This is a genomic window from Bacteroidales bacterium (genome assembly GCA_023228145.1).
In the GTDB taxonomy this organism is placed as follows: Bacteria; Bacteroidota; Bacteroidia; order Bacteroidales; family CAIWKO01; genus CAIWKO01.
Genome location: JALOBU010000009.1, coordinates 1 through 16882 on the forward strand (window position 1 = coordinate 1; position 16882 = coordinate 16882).

Here is a 16882-nt window from a genome sequence, read left to right on the forward strand (position 1 = left end):
AAATGTATTATTGGATGACGTATTATAACACCCTGTTAAATGTCCTAAAAAGACATTATTATTTCCGCTAACATTGGAATAACCTGCCCCATATCCGAAAAAACAATTATTAATCCCTGTTGTATTTTGCCTTCCGGAATTGGACCCCACAAAATTATTATATGAGCTACTACCATTTGCCGAAAAACCTGCATCACTGCCTATAAAAGTATTATGAGAATTTGTGGCAGTTACCGAAGCGCCCGCGGCGCTACCGATATAAGTGTTTGTACAACCGCCAAGAGTTCCAGTTGCTGTACAACCCGTCCCTCCCAAATTGCCGCTTCCGAATGTTTGCGCCTGCATCTGAAAAATACTGAATGTGCTTACCACAATCAGCACGAGAACTTTTTTTACTAAATTTGTTTTCATTGCTTTTTGAATTTTAAGTTTAGGAATTATCATTAAAAATGTAAAATTTATCTTAAGGAGATTCTTACCTTAAAAATATAATTCACTAAAATTAAGAAATTTTTTTGTTAAATCAAAAAAAATTGTTAAACCTTATAACATTTTTAATGATATACCCAATTTACTTTTGTTTTGAATATTTTTCAATCAGAAATTTAAAACCCTGAAGATTACGGATATTGTCCATGTCGGTATCGGTTCCAATATGGTCAAAGTTGTCAAAACCTTTTTGTAATGCCTTCTCCAGATAGTCAAGGGAGTTTACATGGTCGTTGCCTAAAGAATAAAAACAAGCCATATTATAATACACCCAGGGTTCTTCCGGTTCTTTCTGTATGGATGTGATAAAATATTGTTCAGCCTTTTTGTTTTTCCCGGTTTTCAGGTAAACATATCCTAAACCCTGGTAGCCAAGGTACCTGTCAGGGGCATAAGTTATGTATCTTTCATAATAGAGTTTTGCCTTTTCATAATCTTTTAATTCGTTGGCGTAAAGCATCCCGATGGTGTAAGTACGGTATTCGTATTTGTTGTCGCAACGCATGGCGTTTTCGTAACTGCTTATGGCATCTTTGTATTGTCCCATATCGTAATACAAATCGCCGATATTGGAATACCCCAGTCCGTAACAACTATCTTTAGAAATAGCTTTTAAGTAATATTTTTCAGATTTTGGGTAATCTTTCATATCATAATATACATTGGCGATATCCAAATAAGTTCCCTTATAATTAGTATCAATTTCAAGGGCTTTGTAATAACTATCCAAAGCCTCATCATATTTGCTTTCATAATAATAGCAGTTGCCAAGTTCAAGATACGCATCGCTGTTATTGGGATTAAGGGCAACATACCGGTTGAAATAATCTGCTGCAATTACATAATCCTTCAAGTCATACTGATACATATCTGCAATTTTGTACAGAGCCTTATATGCTGTAGAATCCACCTGCAAAGCCCTCAGGTAATATTCTTTGGCTTCTTCATATTTTCCCTGGAGCCTGTAAACACGCCCCAGTTCAATGTATGTCGCAGCATATTTGGGGTCAGATTTCATGGCCTTTTCGTAGAGAGGCATGGCTTCATCAAGCCTGTCCATAGATGAAAAGCACTGCCCTGCATAAAGATAAGCTTGTGCGTAAAGGGTGTCAAGTTCATAAGCTTTCTGATAATAAGAAAGCGCTTCGTTGTATTTATCCTGATTGTAATATAAATTACCAAGATTCACATAAGTGCTTGTATAAGAAGGTCTGAATTGAAGATATTTTTTATAATAGTCTTCGGCATTGGTGTAATCTTCTAACTCATACAGGTAAATTGCAGCTATTTTACTGTAGCCTGTGCAATAAGAAGTGTCAATTTGCGCGGAGCGTTTATAGTAATATATTGCTTTATCAAAAACTTTTTTGGTTTCGTAGGCAAAGCCAAGATTATAAAGCGCCCTGGCAAAACCATCGTTGTATTTGACGACTTCCTGCAGCATTTTTATTGCCACATCGGGTTCATTCATTTTTATATAGCACAGGGCGGCATTGGTTTTATAATCTTTGTCGTCGGGTTTAAACTCAAGGGCTCTATTAAACATTTCCAAGGCTTTCTCATACAATTCCTGGTCGTAATAGCACCATCCCATGCTTGAATATGCACTGGAATATTTAGGTTTAAGAACCAGTGCCTGCTGATGGAAATTTATGGCTTTTTCATATTCCGTTTTGTTATAATAGCTGAGGCCAAGATTATAATAAGGTTCGGGCATATCCACTTTAAACCCTATAGCTTTGTTATAAAAAATTATAGCAGAATCATGTTTGCCTTCCGCCGTATAAATAGTTCCGAGATTATTCCATGCATAAGCCCAGCGTGGTGTCAATTCCAGGGTTTTGCGGTAATATTTTTTCGACATATCGTATTGCTTCAGGTTGCTGTAGGAACCTCCCATAAGGAAATATGCAAAGGCGGCATCGGGCTCCAGTGTAATCACTTCATTGAGTATGCTGAGTATCTTTTGATTGTCGGTTTCATAGAGGCAGGCTTTCAGTAAGAGGTAGCGTGATTTGATGTTCTTATACATGATATAGCTTTCATCAATCATGTTGTAAGCGTATTCCATCTCATAATAGGCTTTGTTCAAGTCAATGCTGTCGGGGATGTCCATACCTGCAAGATAATTATTGATTACTATCTGGGCTTTATCCTGCAAGGCAGCAAGCAAGGTTCTTTTCACGTTAGATATGATTGCTGCCGCATCTTTGTTGTCTTTAAGCCTCTCATATATTGCCCATGCGCTTTCCTGATTCTCTGCAGAATCTATCAAAAGGTTGCGCGAGATGCTAAGCTGGAAACTTTGATACTCTCTTACAACCGACGAGTCAAGTTTTTCCAGTATTTTGTCTTCAAATCCCTTGAATGCCAGCTGGCTCGATGTACCGGTTTCTGTTCCCTGTTCATTGAGCAGAGCCAAAAGAGTTACACTGTCAACATGGGATATCACGGCATTCATATCACCGTTTACACTTGGATTTTGTACAAACTTGGTTTCACGCGGTATGTTCTGCAGGAGATACACCAGCAGTTCAGCCGAAGTAACTTTTTTGTCGTTGTTCATATCCGCCAGCCCTTTCATACCACGAAGCAGGTAATGTGTAAAAACGCCGCCTCCGTTGCCGCCCCATTTTTTATCCTCATATGAAAGCTCTCCCCCCTGCGAAGAGAGGATTTTTGTGATATTCTGCCATTGTTCCTGCAAAGCTTTTGCTGTAAGCTGGGCGCCCTCAACACCTCCGGCAAGTTTTCCCGAACGGCAAGCGTCAGTAACAAGCAACACCTTGCATTTTTTATCGGCAAAAGTGAGCAGGTAATCCTGCAGATAATTGATTCCGATAGTCCCTCCTGTCATATAAGCAGCCACAGGAGCATCGTAAGCGAGCAGAAATCCGTTTTGCCTTACCGTTTTTGTTTCAAGGTCGCCATGGCCCGAAAAATAAAATATAATCTGGTCGCCTTCGTGAACCATCTCGAGCATTTCCTCCAGGGCAGCATAAATACGCCCTGCCGTTGCTTTTTCGTTGAGCAATAAAATCACATTGTTTGAATCAATATTGCCGCCTGCAGGGGATATCAAAAATTTATAGAAAGCATAAGCATCCGTATGGGCATACTGCAATTTCTGAATGTTTTTGTAATTCGAAATACCTACGATGATGGCATGGATGTTTTTGCTTTCGGAACCCGGATTATTCTGAATGCCGGTAATTCCCTTTGATTGGGCCGTAATCATAAGCGGCACCATCAAAACTGCACAAAGCAATATTATTTTTTTCATGTTTGTATTTATTAAATTACCTTTTAATACCACAATAATACTTTCCACAAATTCTGATTATTTCCGGAGAAAGAAAGGCGTTTCACCTTAACATCGTCTTTGTAACCTTCCGGTTGAGTTAGATACAGGTCAACAGTACCAAGAGATGACGACATTCTCAGCGCGGCACCCAGGTCTGCTGCTGTTTTCACACGCCACATTGACTTGTAATTTTCGCTATCGTATCCGGCAGCTTCAATCTTCCAGGTTCCGAAATTTATCTCCTGCCCCCTCAGGCGCGTAGCACCTTTCAATCCCCCACTGTTTTTTTCCTCAGCATAAGGCTCGTACTCATTAAAAGAAATATAAACACCTCCGTCTTTTGCAGACAGTTTAATCCCATTCTTTTCCATGGCATAAAACGATATTTCCTGTAAGCGCTGCGGATTAAGTTCCATAGCTGTAATATCTATAGTCTGCAAATTACTCCCATTTTTAAGTTTTAGTTTCACTATGCTGCCGGGTGTCAGTTTCTCAAATTCACCCAGGGCTTCTTCATTGTTTCTTACAACAACACCATTAATATCAATTATTTTATAACCAATCTTATCTTTCAGCACTTTCTCTGCAGGCGAGCCGGGAATAACACCGCTTATTACCGGGAGGCTGTCAGAAAGCTCCCAGCCGTCTTTGGTAACTGTAGAATATTTATTGTATTGATATTTCTGCGAAAGCTCAATGCCAATGTACGCTCTCACTACCCTGCCATTATTGCTTATAATATTTTCAATAATTCTTTTGCTGATAACACCTTCGAGTGCGAAATTAATCTGAGGCTGCCAGATAGACTGTCCGTTCATATCTGCGAAAGCAATCTGTGAGTTGATGCCGACAACCTGCCCTTTTTCATTTACCAGCGGGCCGCCGCTGTTACCCCATATCACGGTGGCGGTACTTTGCAGAAAGCCAAACTTGCCTGTTAGCCCGCTGCGTATCCTGTTTTTTGCACTGATAATGCCGTCTGAAACCGAATAAGGATATTCGCCCAACGGGTTGCCAAGGGCAAACACTTTTTCTCCAATTCTTGGGTTTTTTGCAGAAAAATAGACAGTACTAACCTCAGTTCCCGGAGGTGTGATAAACTCAAGAACAGCGATGTCATAAAAAGAATCACCACCTACAACCTTCGCTTCGTACTTTTTGCGGTTAATGGAATATATATAAATACTGCCTGCCAGTTCTGAAGCGTTTTCAATAACATGTGCATTTGTGATAACATATTTTTTTCCGTTTTTTTCAATGATAAAACCCGAGCCGGAGCCTTTGGAATTACTTAAATCTAAAATTTTTTCATAAGCTGTTTCAGCTTCGCTTCCACGAAAGCCGAGCAACTGTTTTGTATCTTCTGTCCTCTCAACGGAAACGGTAACTACCGAAGACAATACATTTTCCAGTATATCCGATAATGTCGGCTGGGTTTGAGATATCGCCTGAGTAAAACTAAATAATAATACAACGGCCAATAATAAAGTTTTTTTCATAATGACAAATTTTTCGATGAATGAATTATTTTTCTTTACTTCTTATCAATAATTTTTGCACCGACCAGTTCAGCGGCGTGGTATTTTGCGCAACGCCTCTGGAGCCGGTTCCCACAGAGTTTAATAAATTGTCCAGACCGAAGCCTCCTCTCGTTCCTTTATTACTGACAACCCCTTCACTGTTAAATGCCTGAAAGTTGTTAATGGCTTCATCGGAAGTTACAAGAAAATAACTGTCAATTCCGAAGGGAGGGCCTATGGTAAATGTTATCTGCCCCAGCGGAATTTCTTCTTCATAATTATATATCCTGGAATTGGGGAGTTTATTACCTTCATTGCCGGTATTCTGAGGTGGAAAAATCTGCTGAGTAGTACCGTTAATGTCTATAATAAAGACATAAACATACCTGCTTTTTCCCATCCATCTTTTTAATTGCTCTTTGGTAGTGGTAAGCACCAACGAATATTGTTCCCCGTTGAGAACAGTTCCGGCAGTGAGATATGCGCCGGTTTTGTTATTTTTCAATGCGAGGCTGAATGGGAAAGAGCCATCATCAGGCGGAGAACTGATGGTTTGCCATGCGTTGATTTTTCCAAGTTTCAGTGCCAGTTCCGTTAGTTTTTGTCCAGCAGTAACAAAATCTTCTGTTTTCTTAATTAAAATCCAATCTGTTTTCAGGGGTGTTGCTGCAATAAAAGTAGTGTCGGACTCACTTATATTTGGCTTCAGCCAGGCATACCTGATTACATTGTCAATAAAAGAGCCAGCAAGAATATAATTCGCATCCACAATGTTTTTGGTTATGTCTATGGCATTATTCCGTGAATCGACACCTATTTCTAAAGTTTTGATTAATTCCTTTGAAGGTGGCAGTTGAAGAAAAATTCCGGATTTTTTTGGTATTTTTTTATTGATAGTTTCAGCATCGGGGTTCTTGCCGAGGTCAATTACTTTATTTTCCGGGCCTGTAGCTATCCATGAACCATTATAATATTGAATTATATAGTCGGGGGAAGTTTTTACAGGGTCGGTAATCCATGTATAGCTTTTGTTGCCTGAAATTGTGCTAATATTTTCAGATGTTTTCAGCAGGTCAGCATGGTTAAAATCATTTTCAGGAAACCACACTTTCAGGTCAGGAGCATTAGATGCCGCCCAACTGATTACTTCAAACAAATCTCCGGGTTTTATAGCATTGATGTCTCCTTTTATCAGTTTTGCTTTTGATTTCGACATACCGGACACCTGAGTAATCATAATGGTTTCTTCTGTATTGCTGCTGCCGGATTTTTTTAGTTCACAGTTGATATTAAGCCCGATGGCCCATCCTCCCTGTAATACTATATTGTCTGTTCCATCAGTGCTTGTTACGGCTACTAATGTTTTTCCCGAATTTTTATCCACGGCATTACCAAAAAGCCCTTGTTTTCTTCGTTCCGAATTAGCCCCCAGCACGGGTTCCTGTGTGCTGCCTTTGGCCTGCATGATGGCTTTTATCCTCAGAAATAGTACTTCAACAGACTCACCTGCATATGATGTGTTTAGGGCTTTTGTAAGTGCAACCGTAAATGCTCCATGAGGTGCGCCGTTATCGTCCAAAGCTTCTTTAGCCAATTGCTCGGGCTGAGCTGCCGACAGCACAAGGGCACCCCTGTCTTCAGGCTTTTGGGGCACCGAAGGGTCTTTGGCATCAATGCTGCTGCCGTTTATATGGCGTGATTTGAAAGATTCAGGAAGGTTATTTCCGCGTGCGATGGAACCACTGTGGCAACTGTCAAAAATCAAAGTCAATATCACTCCTTTATCAATAAGTTTATTAAATAATACCGACAACTCCTTATCACGAATATCGAACATATCGGCAGGCACTATACTTTCATCCTGCTTATCGCCTGATTCTTCCGAAGATAAAGAATTATAAACCTGTGAACCGTGCCCTGCATAATAAACAAACACTACATCACCCTTCTGAGAAACTTCAATGAGTTTTTCAAGCTGTTTGATGATATTTTCGCGTTTGGCTTCCTGGTTATGAAGCGTTGAAATATTTTTTTTATCAAAACCAAACCTGCTGATAATGATCTGCTCAATCACCGTGGCATCGTTCACACAACCATCCAGGTTGGTCCACCCGCCCCGAGATTCGGATGTCTGGGGATTCACCGGCTGATAAATGTCAATTCCAACAAGTAAAGCTCTCTTTGTCTGCGAAAACGCAGAAAGTGATATGAAAACAAAAAACATTGTTGCGAAAATAACCAGACTGTTCTTCGATACCTTAACAAATGATTTAACCATAAAAATTTTATTTATTAATAATTTCTGAACGTATGAAGTAACCGAAAAAGTATTACAAATTTACTACATTTTAAAGCGACAAACAATACGGCTCATTATAAATAAAAAAGGCCGTTCATTATGAACAGCCTCTTTTTACATGTCAGTTTGGATTTATTCCCAAAGATTCCAGGTGTATTCATAATCACAGTAAAATGTCTGCGGGCCCCAATAATAAGTTCCTCCGATAGATTTACCATAGATTTTTGTACTGCCGGAATAAGTTGTGGTATAGGCCTTGGTGTAAGCAGAAATGGTGCCCACCCATGAACCATCAACATAAATATCTACACCATAAGGGGTGTAATTGTTCACGGTAATAGTGCATACTCCGCTACGTGCTTTTTCAGGTTCCACTGCTTTGGTATCATCAGTGGGTTTGCCTACAGTAATATTGGGGTCGGCACCACGGGTTTTTTCATATACCGAAGCTTTGGTGGTAACATCTTTCTTTTCCTGAGCCTGTACCGATGTAAAAGCAGATGCAACAAATGCAACTAAAACTACTAAAACTAACTTTTTCATAATCATTGTTTTTGGTTAATACTTGTTTAATTCATTTTTAGGTTTATAATTTATTTTGCAAAAGGTAACCACAAAAATAATTCATTTTAATATTAAAATTCAATTTTTGTTAAAATAACAGGATTATCACAATTTTAAAATCCTAATAACCAACATAAAAAATGAAATTCATTAATATTTAATGTAAAATATTTTCAGGCATTTTAAAAACAATAATTAAGCCAAATAATACCTTATAAAAAAAAATTTATGCTTTGCATAAATTTTCATGAACCTCAACAGTGTATTAATAAATTTAATGTATTTTTTTTTCAAAAATTCAATATACTGTATTTATTTTGTAAAAAAAGTTTTTTCAGGTTATATACTTTTGTACCATAAAAGCTATAAACAGACATATTTATGCAAAATGACGAGTTCATAATTAATAATTTGAAACATGGGCAACCCAAATCCCTTGAAATTATTTACCAAAAACACCGTAAGGATTTCCTTAGATGGGCGGTTTACAAATATAACATCGAAACTGAACAGGCTGAGGATGTCTTTTCTGATGCAGTCATTGATGTTTATCATAATATTGTCAATGGGCGTTACACCAAAAATGTCAACACAACTTTAAAATCATATTTATTTGAAATTGGAAAGTATAAAATACTTAATCTGTTAAACAAGAATAAAATGTCGGAATCACACCTAAAAAGAATAGCCCTTAATACAGAATATTCCTATCAATTGGAGCAGGGTGGTTTTTTCGACATGGCTAAAAAAGTAAACGAGCTATTGCTGATGATTGATGAAAAATGCCGTAAAGTGCTTACCTTATTTTATTTTGATAACCTCAGCATGGAACAAATAGCCGAGGCTTTGAAATTTAAAAACCAGGATGTGGCAAAAAACAAAAAGCTGAAATGTTTAAAACGAATTCAATCGCTTGCATTTGGGCGTGTCAGTAAAGAAGATATGTACGATTAAATTTTTTAATATGGAAAATGATATACTCCTGCTTTTCGATAACTTCCTTTTCAACAAACTTTCCGAAGAGGAAAGAAGCAATTTTGAAACCCGGCTTAATACAGAACCGGAGTTTAAAAAAGAATTTGATGAATACCTGGCTATAGTTGAAGGCATTAATATCTACGGGCATAGCCTGCTGAAACAAAAACTTGAGGCTTTAAAGCTTGGGCAAATTAAAAAAGAAACCAAAATAAAGCATTTACGCATAGCTATCTCCATCGCCGCAGTTTTGGTTATTTTGATGATACCGGGCTTTTTCCTTTATCAGCATCTGACTATAAATACACGTTTGTACAATAAATATTATATTGAAGACAACGGATTGCCTGTCTTAATGGGATTCAATAAGAATGTTAGTATGAACGAAGCCATGATTGAATATAAAGATAAAAAATACAGCATAGCCCTCAAAAAGTTAGAAACCATAAAAACGGATGCTCCAAATAACGACACTGTTTTGTTTTATACCGGCATGTGCCACCTGCAATTGAAAGACAAAAATAAGGCTGTGGAAAACTTTTTGGCGATTATAGACAAAAATGCAGTATATTATTATGCGTCAATGTATTACACTGCCCTAACTTACATAAAAGATGGAAATTTTGAGAAGGGCAATGCTTATTTAAATGAAGTTATACAATGCCAAAACTGCATTTATAAAAACTATGCTTTAAGCCTTTTAGATGAAATAAATTAATATTAATAAAATTGTTGAAAAAAAATTGAAAAAAATTTTGTTTTAAGAATTATATATTTAAATTTGTAAAAATTTATTACTAACCAAAAAATTTAGTTATGAAAAAATTAAGATTAATTTTAGTATTAGGCTTTGCTGTATTGGCTTTTACCGCATGCAAGAAAAAATACACATGCACTGAAACTTATTCAGTAAATGGTGTGTTAGCTAACACTACTATTTATACATATGAAGCATTAACAACCGAAGAACTGTCAAATGTAGAAAATTTGGGCACATATTCATATGTTGACGGTGATGGTGACCAAATTGCAAGAGAAACAACCTGTGATTAAAAATTATTTTTAAAAACCAACAATTTAATTATGAAAAAATTAAGATTAATTTTAGTATTAGGCTTTGCTGTATTGGCTTTTACCGCATGCAAGAAAAAATACACATGCACTGAAACTGCTTCAGTAAATGGTGTTTTATCTTATACCAATGTTTACACATATGAAGCATTAACAACCGAAGAACTGTCATATGTAGAAAATTTGGGCACATATTCATATGTTGACGGTGATGGTGACCAAATAGCCTATTCAACAACCTGCGATTAAAAATATTCATTTTTACAGAAAGAGGCTGTCTCAAAAGGCAGCCTTTTTTTTTAATATTCATACTCATCATCTTCAAATTCCTGTTGCTGTTTTTTCTTTTTCGGTTTAATTCCCTTGTTAAATTTGAAAGATGCCCCGAAAAACAGCGCTCTTGAATCGCGCCAACGCTTCGTTACCGAATAATAATCTTCCGCATTAGTTTGTGTTTCGGATTTGCGGGTATTCAATACATCACTAACCCTTAAGGTCAGGGTCAGCATATTGTTAAAAAAGTCTTTTTTCAGGCCTATATCAAAATCATAGCTTGCAAGTCTTTTTCCCTGTGCATCGGCTCCACCGCCGTGGCCCCACCCACGGCTTTGAGCTATTACCTGTGATGACCTGTAATTAAATCCCAGTTGTATATCAAATGATTTCCAAAAGGTCATAGCCGAATTCACTTTGGCAGTCCAGCTAGGATGTATGTCATTAAACCCTTCGATGGATGATTCTCCGTAATATTTTGTACCAAAAAGGCTGAAATTAGCATTTATCTTCCACCATTTAAAAATTCCCTGAGCATAAATCAGCTCCAGTCCGAAAGAACTTCCCTTATCAAGATTCTGATATGTTGTAAATGTTACTCCGTTGTCGAGAAGGCTCATAACACGGGTTATCATATTGTCTGTTTCCCGGTAAAAAAGTGTGGTATTGAAAGATGTATTTTTAAAACTAATCAGGTGCCCCAGTTCAAAAGCATTGGTAAATTCTGGTTCCAGATAAGGGTTGCCGGCCGATAAATTCATGGGGTCGGAATAATTGATAAAAGGGTTCAGATTGCCGGACCGCGGGCGGTTGACACGTCGGCTATAGCTGATTTGCAAGGCATGCCTGTCGGTAAATTCATATTTTAAATGAATAGTGGGAAACACATTGAAAAAATTACTCCTGTAAGTAGAATCCGTAGTCCTCTGCTCACAAATTGTGATGGCTTCCTCAGCCCTGATGCCAGCCTGAAACATAAATTTCTTAATATTATTGGCATATATCAGGTACGCCGAATGTAACTGCTGTGAATAATCAAAGATATTGCTGGAATAAGTGTTATACATCCATCCGCCATTATTGTTATTTAAGTCAAACGATTTATAATCCTGATAATTGGATATATAGGAACCTTTATATCCCGTTTCTATTCTTCCCCACTTGCCGAAAGGATGCATATAATCAAGCTGCCCGTAAAACCTGATGTTCTTATTTTTATTTCCGTTTCTCTGAACCCATGGAGGCTCTGCGCTGGGCGTCAAGTCGGGATTATAATACGTAGTGGTCATATCAGCCACATTTTCATAGGGAGTGCTGGAATAAAAAATACTCGCAGTCAGTTCCTGATTTTTTTTATTAAATGTCAATTTATAATCCAAGCCGGTTTCGTATCCGCCATAAGAACTTGATGTTTTACTAAGCCTGTTGTAATAATCGGCAAGCAGGTTATTATAATCATATACAAAATAATCAGCATCATCCTCAGGGTTAAACCTTCTGATATTATACTCTCCAAAAACCGACAATGTATTGCGTTCGTTTATAAAATAATCTGCCCCCAGTTTGATATTGCCGAAATATCCCTTTCTTTGTGACTCGGATTGCTGCTTATAATAGGTAGTAGTATCATTGGAATACAGTTCTCTGTATGAATCGTAATATGAATTCATTTTGTTTCTTCTGCCGTCTGCATTTATATAAAACCCGAATTTTTTTATATTATATGCAAAATTTAAAGAGCCTCCGTACCTGCCGTTTGTTGAGGCATTAACCGTAGCCATTATACTATATCCGTTTTCTTTTTTCCTTTTTGTAACAATATTAATGATACCCGACATGCCATCGGGGTCATACCGCGCAGAAGGATTTGTAACGATTTCTACTTTTTCTATCATTCCGGCAGGCATCTGGTCAAGGCTGGTAAGGCCTGAAGGCCTTCCGTCAACAAAAATCGTTACATTGGTAGAGCCTCTTAGGCTTACATTCCCTTCTATATCCACTTCCACAGAAGGTATCGTCTGCATGATGTCCAATGCAGTACCTCCCGCAGTCAGTATGTTTTTATCTACATTAATAACTTTTTTGTCGAGGTTGTATTCTACCTGGTCTTTTTGCCCGGTGATAGTAACAGCATCAAGAGCTGTGGCAGTGGTTTCCAAATCAATTGTATGCAAATTAATATATGATTTATCACTGTTAATAACTATATCGGGGATAATTTTTGCAGCGTAACCAATGAAATTAATTTTTACAAAATATCCTCCATAAGGAATATTATCAATGATAAATTTCCCCTTTGAATTTGTCAGCCCCCCAGTTACCATGGAAGAATCAGAATTTTTACAAACAATCACATTGGCAAACTCAACAGGTGAACCTCCTTTTTGGTCTTGTACCGTTCCTAAAATTGTCCCTTTGCCCAATGAGCCGTTTCCATTGATATTTTCAGGTTTGTTCTGTGATAATGTTACTAAACTTACTGCAAACAGCCACAACGCACATATTAAATACTTCATACCTGCTATTCCTTCTGCATTATCTTTATTTCAATGCATTTATAATAATTCTTTCCACATCAAGCGCTGAGTTTGTCATTACTTCGGTAATAATGCCCCCAATGGATGCTGCAACCATACTCGCATTGACTCTTGAAATATAGGTTTTCCCGTCTGATTTCGTATATACCGATATTCTGCAAGGCATCAGGGCGGAAACTACGCGCTCATCGTCTTTCTCAAGTATTCTTGAGGAATGCTTTGGATGGCAGATCTCAAACACCCTGACAGGCAACACTTCTTTGCCGAAATTACGCATGGTCTGCTGTAAATCATGAACGGCAGGGGTCTTCCAACCCTCTGCCGCAATGCTTTCAGCCAATTTTTTTAATGTTTCTTCAAAACCGAAAGGACTCGCTGTCTCAAAGAACAACTCATTAACTATCATATACTTACTTGTTTTTTATTTACTCTGATGAGGGCAATTTTGATGTTGTTGACCGGCATCAGGTTTCTGTCCGCAGCATCCTTTTCCCGGGCCATAGCCTTGTCCCATTCCACAACCTGTGCCGCTACCATGCCCATAGCCGGGATTTTGTTTCGGGCCTTTGCCTTTTTCACCATCCCCAAACTTTGCATGATGTAAATCGAAAGCTAGCTTTTGCTCGTCATTTAATAATTTTCTTACATCCTGCCTGAAAGCTTCACGTTTTTTTGCCATATCGGCTTTGAGTGAATAAATTTCATCAATGGTTTTGTTCACAGCAGTTACATCAACATTGTCTCCTGATGAAACAGTTTTTAAATGCGCCTTCTTTTCGTCTATCTGATTTTTTATTGGAAGGGTTTCTTTCTGCATTTTTAGTTTCAGCGTTGTAATTTGTTTTTCCTGCTCAGGAGTCAGGTCTTTAATAAATCCGAGACCACATTTTTGACCTGCCGAGGTACCGGGGTTTTCTTTTTGTTGTTGCTGATGCTGGCACTGGGCCATAGCCATATTGCTGGCGGAAAGAAAAATAAACGCCAACATCATTGCAAAAATTACATTTAACTTTTTTGTTTTCATTTTTTTTAGTTTTTTAGTTTGTAGTCATATATTATTTTTTTAAAATCTTTCCCTTTTGCATTCCTTATGCTTTTTTTTACTTTTAAAACCGAAAGGTTTGTGCATACAGTCGTCGTGGCAAAAAACACCTGAATATATCCCTGCAAGTTTCAGTTGTTGCTCTGAAGTACATACTTTTCTAAGGTTTAAATAATGGCTGATAAACATCTTGCGTACTTGCGCATAAAGAACTCCGAGATCATCTGCAGTCGAATACAATAAAAGGCTGTCGGGTTCTGTTTTTGACAGGTTTTCTGAGATGACACTTCTTTTTTCATCCATCAGTTTACGCAAAGCTGCGACACTGTCGTGATGCGCCTTTTTCATTATCCTGAATTTTTTGGCCTGAACAGGTGTAAGCTCTAATTTTTTTTCGAGAAATGACTGCATACAAGGTTGCCCTTTTTTGGGTTTGTTACTGAGGGGTTCATTATACATCTTATATAATATAGTGGCAATAGCTGCGGTATTTATCAACAGCACCGCAACGACCAGCCATAATGTTACTCTGTTTTTATTGAAATAGCTCATAATTTATTCGTTATTACTTAAATAATATGTTTCCAATGCTTCCATGTTGTTTTCTTTCAACCCGTATTCTTCAGCTATCAGCACTTCTGCATTTTTTATGTTCTGATTTTGCTCTACAATATCATTATTATCAAAAAGGTGGTCGCTTATTTTAATACCTATAAAAATACCAGCCAGTATCAGTATGGCTGAAAAAACAGGTCGCAATACACCAGATAAAATTCTTCCTGCAGATACTTCCGACTTCAGATTATTGATTTTGGCAATCAGCCTTTGCTGGAAAAACTCATCGGGCATGAGTTCTTCATCAGAAGGGACTGTTGAAAGTACTGATGTCAATTTTTGATAAATTACTTTACAGGTACTGCATTGAGCCAGATGTTCCTGCATTTCCTGATGAAGAGCGGTGTCTGTATCCTGATAAAAATAATTAAGAATGTTTTTTCCGAAATTTTTGCAGTCCATAAAAGGCTTTTTATACCATTAGACAACAAATCCTAAAAAAACTTGCAGAAAAAAAATTATTTAGCGAAATAATTTCAACAGCGAAGACTGAAGCTCCATTTTTGCCCTGTGTATCAGTGATTCAACAGAAGCCACCGAAACACTCATGATTTCCGAAATTTCTTTATATGACATGCCGTCAATTTTATTCAGGGTAAAAGCTATTTTTTGGTTTTTAGGCAGTTTATTTATCCGGGAATATAAAATTTTATTTTTTTCAGCAAGCACGAGTATATCTTCGGGGCTTATTTCAAAATTATTTTTTTCTGTGATTATGTCAATATTTTTTTCATGGCTGCTATTTACAAAGGGTTGCAAAAAAGCATACTGCTTTTTCTTTTTGTTAAAGTTGATAGACTTGTTAATAGAAATACGGTATAACCAGGTTGATAAAGAAGAAGTGTGCCTGAAACGGCTTATATTGGCAAAAGCATCCATGAAAACTTCCTGGCTGATATCTTCGGCATCCTCTCGGTTGTTCACAAAACTCATGGCCAGCCGGAATACCATACCTGAATATTGGTGTACCATTGCATAGCTTGCCTCTTTTTTACCCTCAATAATACCGTTTAAAAGTTCTTTATCTTCCATTTTTGCTGATAAGCATACAAATATGCATTAGATTTTTGCATTTATTATTAACAGTTTTATTTTTAACAAGTTTTTAATTTAAAAAATACGCAAAATTTTTAATAACTGCAAGTATTTGGCAAATATTTGAAAACTTTGTAATAAACAAATGAATTAATAACATTAACTGCATTTTTTTAGTATAACTTATTTTTTTTTAATTTTATTTTATATTTTTATAATTACGTCATTTTTTTTTATATATTTGCATTTTAATTTAATATTATGTTTAGATATTTTATTAAAAATTAACAAAAACATATATCATTTTAAATGGAAAAGGCAATAAAATATAATAATGTAAAGTTATCACATAGAATTTATTTTTAAATAGCACCATTATAAACTTAAATAATTATAAACATTAAAAAATTAAAATTATGACACTAAGTAAACAAATTGACATCAACAAATTTGATGCCGCAGCACGCAAAATGAGATCCATTGCTCATCCGATGAGAATAGCCATCATTGAGTTATTGGAAACCAACAAACAAATGAACGTAACACAGATTTACGAAAAACTGAATATCGAACAGGCTGCTGCCTCTTTGCACCTGAACCTGCTCAGGACACACGGTGTTCTCGACAGAAAAAGAAGTGGCAAAATGACTTTTTACTCTCTTAAATCAGATGCTATCACCAACCTGATAGACTGTGTAAAAATGTGCGGCAACGAATAATTTCAGGAAAATACCGTTAACACAATTTTCCTTCTTTGATTCTGGTTTCTAAATTCGCAGAGGTATATGCCCTGCCATGTGCCTAAAGCGATTTTACTTTTAACAATCGGGATAGTAAGTGATGTCCCCGTAAGAGAGGATTTTATATGTGCCGGCATGTCATCATTGCCTTCGGCATCATGTGAATAATAATGTTCTCTTTCGGGGACAAGCTTTCTGAAAAAATTTTCCATGTCGCTCAAAACCGTTGGGTCGGAATTTTCATTGATGGTAATTGCAGCAGATGTATGCTGAAAAAAAATATTCAATAAACCTGCTTCAGGAAGTTTGGGAAGGTTTTTTTATATAATATCGGTAATCACATGAAAGCCTCTTCCAAAAGATGGTAGGATTGTTTCTGTTTGATATATCATAAAAATTAAAAAAGTTATTTTTGCAT

The 16882-nt window shown here is 36.9% G+C and carries 16 protein-coding genes and 1 pseudogene; 5 read left to right on the forward strand and 12 right to left on the reverse strand.

Annotated features, from left to right (window positions below):
- The 5 genes from M0R16_05965 to M0R16_05985 all read right to left on the reverse strand — a co-directional run.
- Positions 1–411, reverse strand: a 411-nt coding sequence (locus M0R16_05965; protein ID MCK9612431.1) for a hypothetical protein, incomplete at its 3' end; no start/stop codon positions are given.
- Positions 412–571: 160 nt separating this feature from the next.
- On the reverse strand, positions 572–3772 hold the full coding sequence (locus tag M0R16_05970; protein MCK9612432.1) for a tetratricopeptide repeat protein: 3201 nt from the start codon (positions 3770–3772) through the stop codon (positions 572–574).
- A 23-nt stretch (positions 3773–3795) separates the two neighbouring features.
- A complete protein-coding gene (locus M0R16_05975; GenBank protein ID MCK9612433.1) occupies positions 3796–5292 on the reverse strand; it encodes a S1C family serine protease in 1497 nt (498 codons plus the stop codon).
- A 25-nt stretch (positions 5293–5317) separates the two neighbouring features.
- Complete coding sequence (locus tag M0R16_05980; protein MCK9612434.1) at positions 5318–7591, reverse strand: caspase family protein; 2274 nt, start codon at positions 7589–7591, stop codon at positions 5318–5320.
- 153 nt (positions 7592–7744) lie between these two features.
- Entirely contained in the window at positions 7745–8155 is a 411-nt protein-coding gene (locus tag M0R16_05985) for a hypothetical protein (protein MCK9612435.1), read from the reverse strand.
- Between the two features lie 402 nt (positions 8156–8557).
- Between M0R16_05985 and M0R16_05990 the strand changes: the two genes are divergently transcribed.
- The 4 genes from M0R16_05990 (at position 8558) to M0R16_06005 (ending at position 10471) form a co-directional block, all read left to right on the forward strand.
- A complete protein-coding gene (locus tag M0R16_05990) occupies positions 8558–9130 on the forward strand; it encodes a sigma-70 family RNA polymerase sigma factor (protein ID MCK9612436.1) in 573 nt (190 codons plus the stop codon).
- A 10-nt stretch (positions 9131–9140) separates the two neighbouring features.
- Complete coding sequence (locus M0R16_05995) at positions 9141–9869, forward strand: tetratricopeptide repeat protein (protein MCK9612437.1); 729 nt, start codon at positions 9141–9143, stop codon at positions 9867–9869.
- Between the two features lie 98 nt (positions 9870–9967).
- Positions 9968–10204: a hypothetical protein gene (locus M0R16_06000; protein ID MCK9612438.1), complete on the forward strand. Its 237-nt coding sequence runs from the start codon at positions 9968–9970 to the stop codon at positions 10202–10204.
- A gap of 30 nt (positions 10205–10234) precedes the next feature.
- A complete protein-coding gene (locus M0R16_06005) occupies positions 10235–10471 on the forward strand; it encodes a hypothetical protein (protein ID MCK9612439.1) in 237 nt (78 codons plus the stop codon).
- A 50-nt stretch (positions 10472–10521) separates the two neighbouring features.
- Here the strand turns inward: M0R16_06005 and M0R16_06010 are convergent, their stop codons facing one another.
- The 6 genes from M0R16_06010 to M0R16_06035 are packed head-to-tail and all read right to left on the reverse strand — an operon-like array spanning position 10522 to position 15721.
- Positions 10522–13011: a TonB-dependent receptor family protein gene (locus tag M0R16_06010; protein ID MCK9612440.1), complete on the reverse strand. Its 2490-nt coding sequence runs from the start codon at positions 13009–13011 to the stop codon at positions 10522–10524.
- 25 nt (positions 13012–13036) lie between these two features.
- Positions 13037–13438 (reverse strand): DUF302 domain-containing protein, encoded by a 402-nt coding sequence (locus tag M0R16_06015; protein ID MCK9612441.1) that lies wholly within the window; start codon positions 13436–13438, stop codon positions 13037–13039.
- A 15-nt stretch (positions 13439–13453) separates the two neighbouring features.
- Positions 13454–14056: a Spy/CpxP family protein refolding chaperone gene (locus M0R16_06020; protein MCK9612442.1), complete on the reverse strand. Its 603-nt coding sequence runs from the start codon at positions 14054–14056 to the stop codon at positions 13454–13456.
- Positions 14057–14095: 39 nt separating this feature from the next.
- The gene (locus M0R16_06025; protein ID MCK9612443.1) at positions 14096–14626 is read right to left on the reverse strand and encodes a periplasmic heavy metal sensor; all 531 of its coding nucleotides are present in this window, start codon (positions 14624–14626) and stop codon (positions 14096–14098) included.
- Between the two features lie 3 nt (positions 14627–14629).
- Positions 14630–15091, reverse strand: a complete 462-nt coding sequence (locus M0R16_06030) for a hypothetical protein (GenBank protein MCK9612444.1) — start codon at positions 15089–15091, stop codon at positions 14630–14632.
- A gap of 60 nt (positions 15092–15151) precedes the next feature.
- Positions 15152–15721, reverse strand: coding sequence for an RNA polymerase sigma factor (locus M0R16_06035; protein MCK9612445.1), 570 nt, complete (start codon positions 15719–15721; stop codon positions 15152–15154).
- Positions 15722–16140: 419 nt separating this feature from the next.
- On the opposite strand from M0R16_06035, the gene M0R16_06040 reads away from it, so the two are divergent.
- Positions 16141–16443: a metalloregulator ArsR/SmtB family transcription factor gene (locus M0R16_06040; GenBank protein MCK9612446.1), complete on the forward strand. Its 303-nt coding sequence runs from the start codon at positions 16141–16143 to the stop codon at positions 16441–16443.
- A gap of 2 nt (positions 16444–16445) precedes the next feature.
- Here M0R16_06040 and M0R16_06045 read toward each other — a convergent pair.
- Positions 16446–16856 (reverse strand): annotated as a pseudogene (locus M0R16_06045) (secondary thiamine-phosphate synthase enzyme YjbQ).
- Positions 16857–16882: the final 26 nt, after the last annotated feature.

Coding starts and splice junctions, on each gene's coding strand:
- M0R16_06015 (MCK9612441.1), bottom strand. CDS start 13,438: ATGATAGTTAATGAGTTGTTCTTTGAGACAGCGAGTCCTTTCGGTTTT.
- M0R16_05975 (MCK9612433.1), bottom strand. CDS start 5,292: ATGAAAAAAACTTTATTATTGGCCGTTGTATTATTATTTAGTTTTACT.
- M0R16_06035 (MCK9612445.1), bottom strand. CDS start 15,721: ATGGAAGATAAAGAACTTTTAAACGGTATTATTGAGGGTAAAAAAGAG.
- M0R16_05980 (MCK9612434.1), bottom strand. CDS start 7,591: ATGGTTAAATCATTTGTTAAGGTATCGAAGAACAGTCTGGTTATTTTC.
- M0R16_06040 (MCK9612446.1), top strand. CDS start 16,141: ATGACACTAAGTAAACAAATTGACATCAACAAATTTGATGCCGCAGCA.
- M0R16_06025 (MCK9612443.1), bottom strand. CDS start 14,626: ATGAGCTATTTCAATAAAAACAGAGTAACATTATGGCTGGTCGTTGCG.
- M0R16_06005 (MCK9612439.1), top strand. CDS start 10,235: ATGAAAAAATTAAGATTAATTTTAGTATTAGGCTTTGCTGTATTGGCT.
- M0R16_05985 (MCK9612435.1), bottom strand. CDS start 8,155: ATGAAAAAGTTAGTTTTAGTAGTTTTAGTTGCATTTGTTGCATCTGCT.
- M0R16_05990 (MCK9612436.1), top strand. CDS start 8,558: ATGCAAAATGACGAGTTCATAATTAATAATTTGAAACATGGGCAACCC.
- M0R16_05970 (MCK9612432.1), bottom strand. CDS start 3,772: ATGAAAAAAATAATATTGCTTTGTGCAGTTTTGATGGTGCCGCTTATG.
- M0R16_06030 (MCK9612444.1), bottom strand. CDS start 15,091: ATGGACTGCAAAAATTTCGGAAAAAACATTCTTAATTATTTTTATCAG.
- M0R16_06010 (MCK9612440.1), bottom strand. CDS start 13,011: ATGAAGTATTTAATATGTGCGTTGTGGCTGTTTGCAGTAAGTTTAGTA.
- M0R16_06000 (MCK9612438.1), top strand. CDS start 9,968: ATGAAAAAATTAAGATTAATTTTAGTATTAGGCTTTGCTGTATTGGCT.
- M0R16_05995 (MCK9612437.1), top strand. CDS start 9,141: ATGGAAAATGATATACTCCTGCTTTTCGATAACTTCCTTTTCAACAAA.
- M0R16_06020 (MCK9612442.1), bottom strand. CDS start 14,056: ATGAAAACAAAAAAGTTAAATGTAATTTTTGCAATGATGTTGGCGTTT.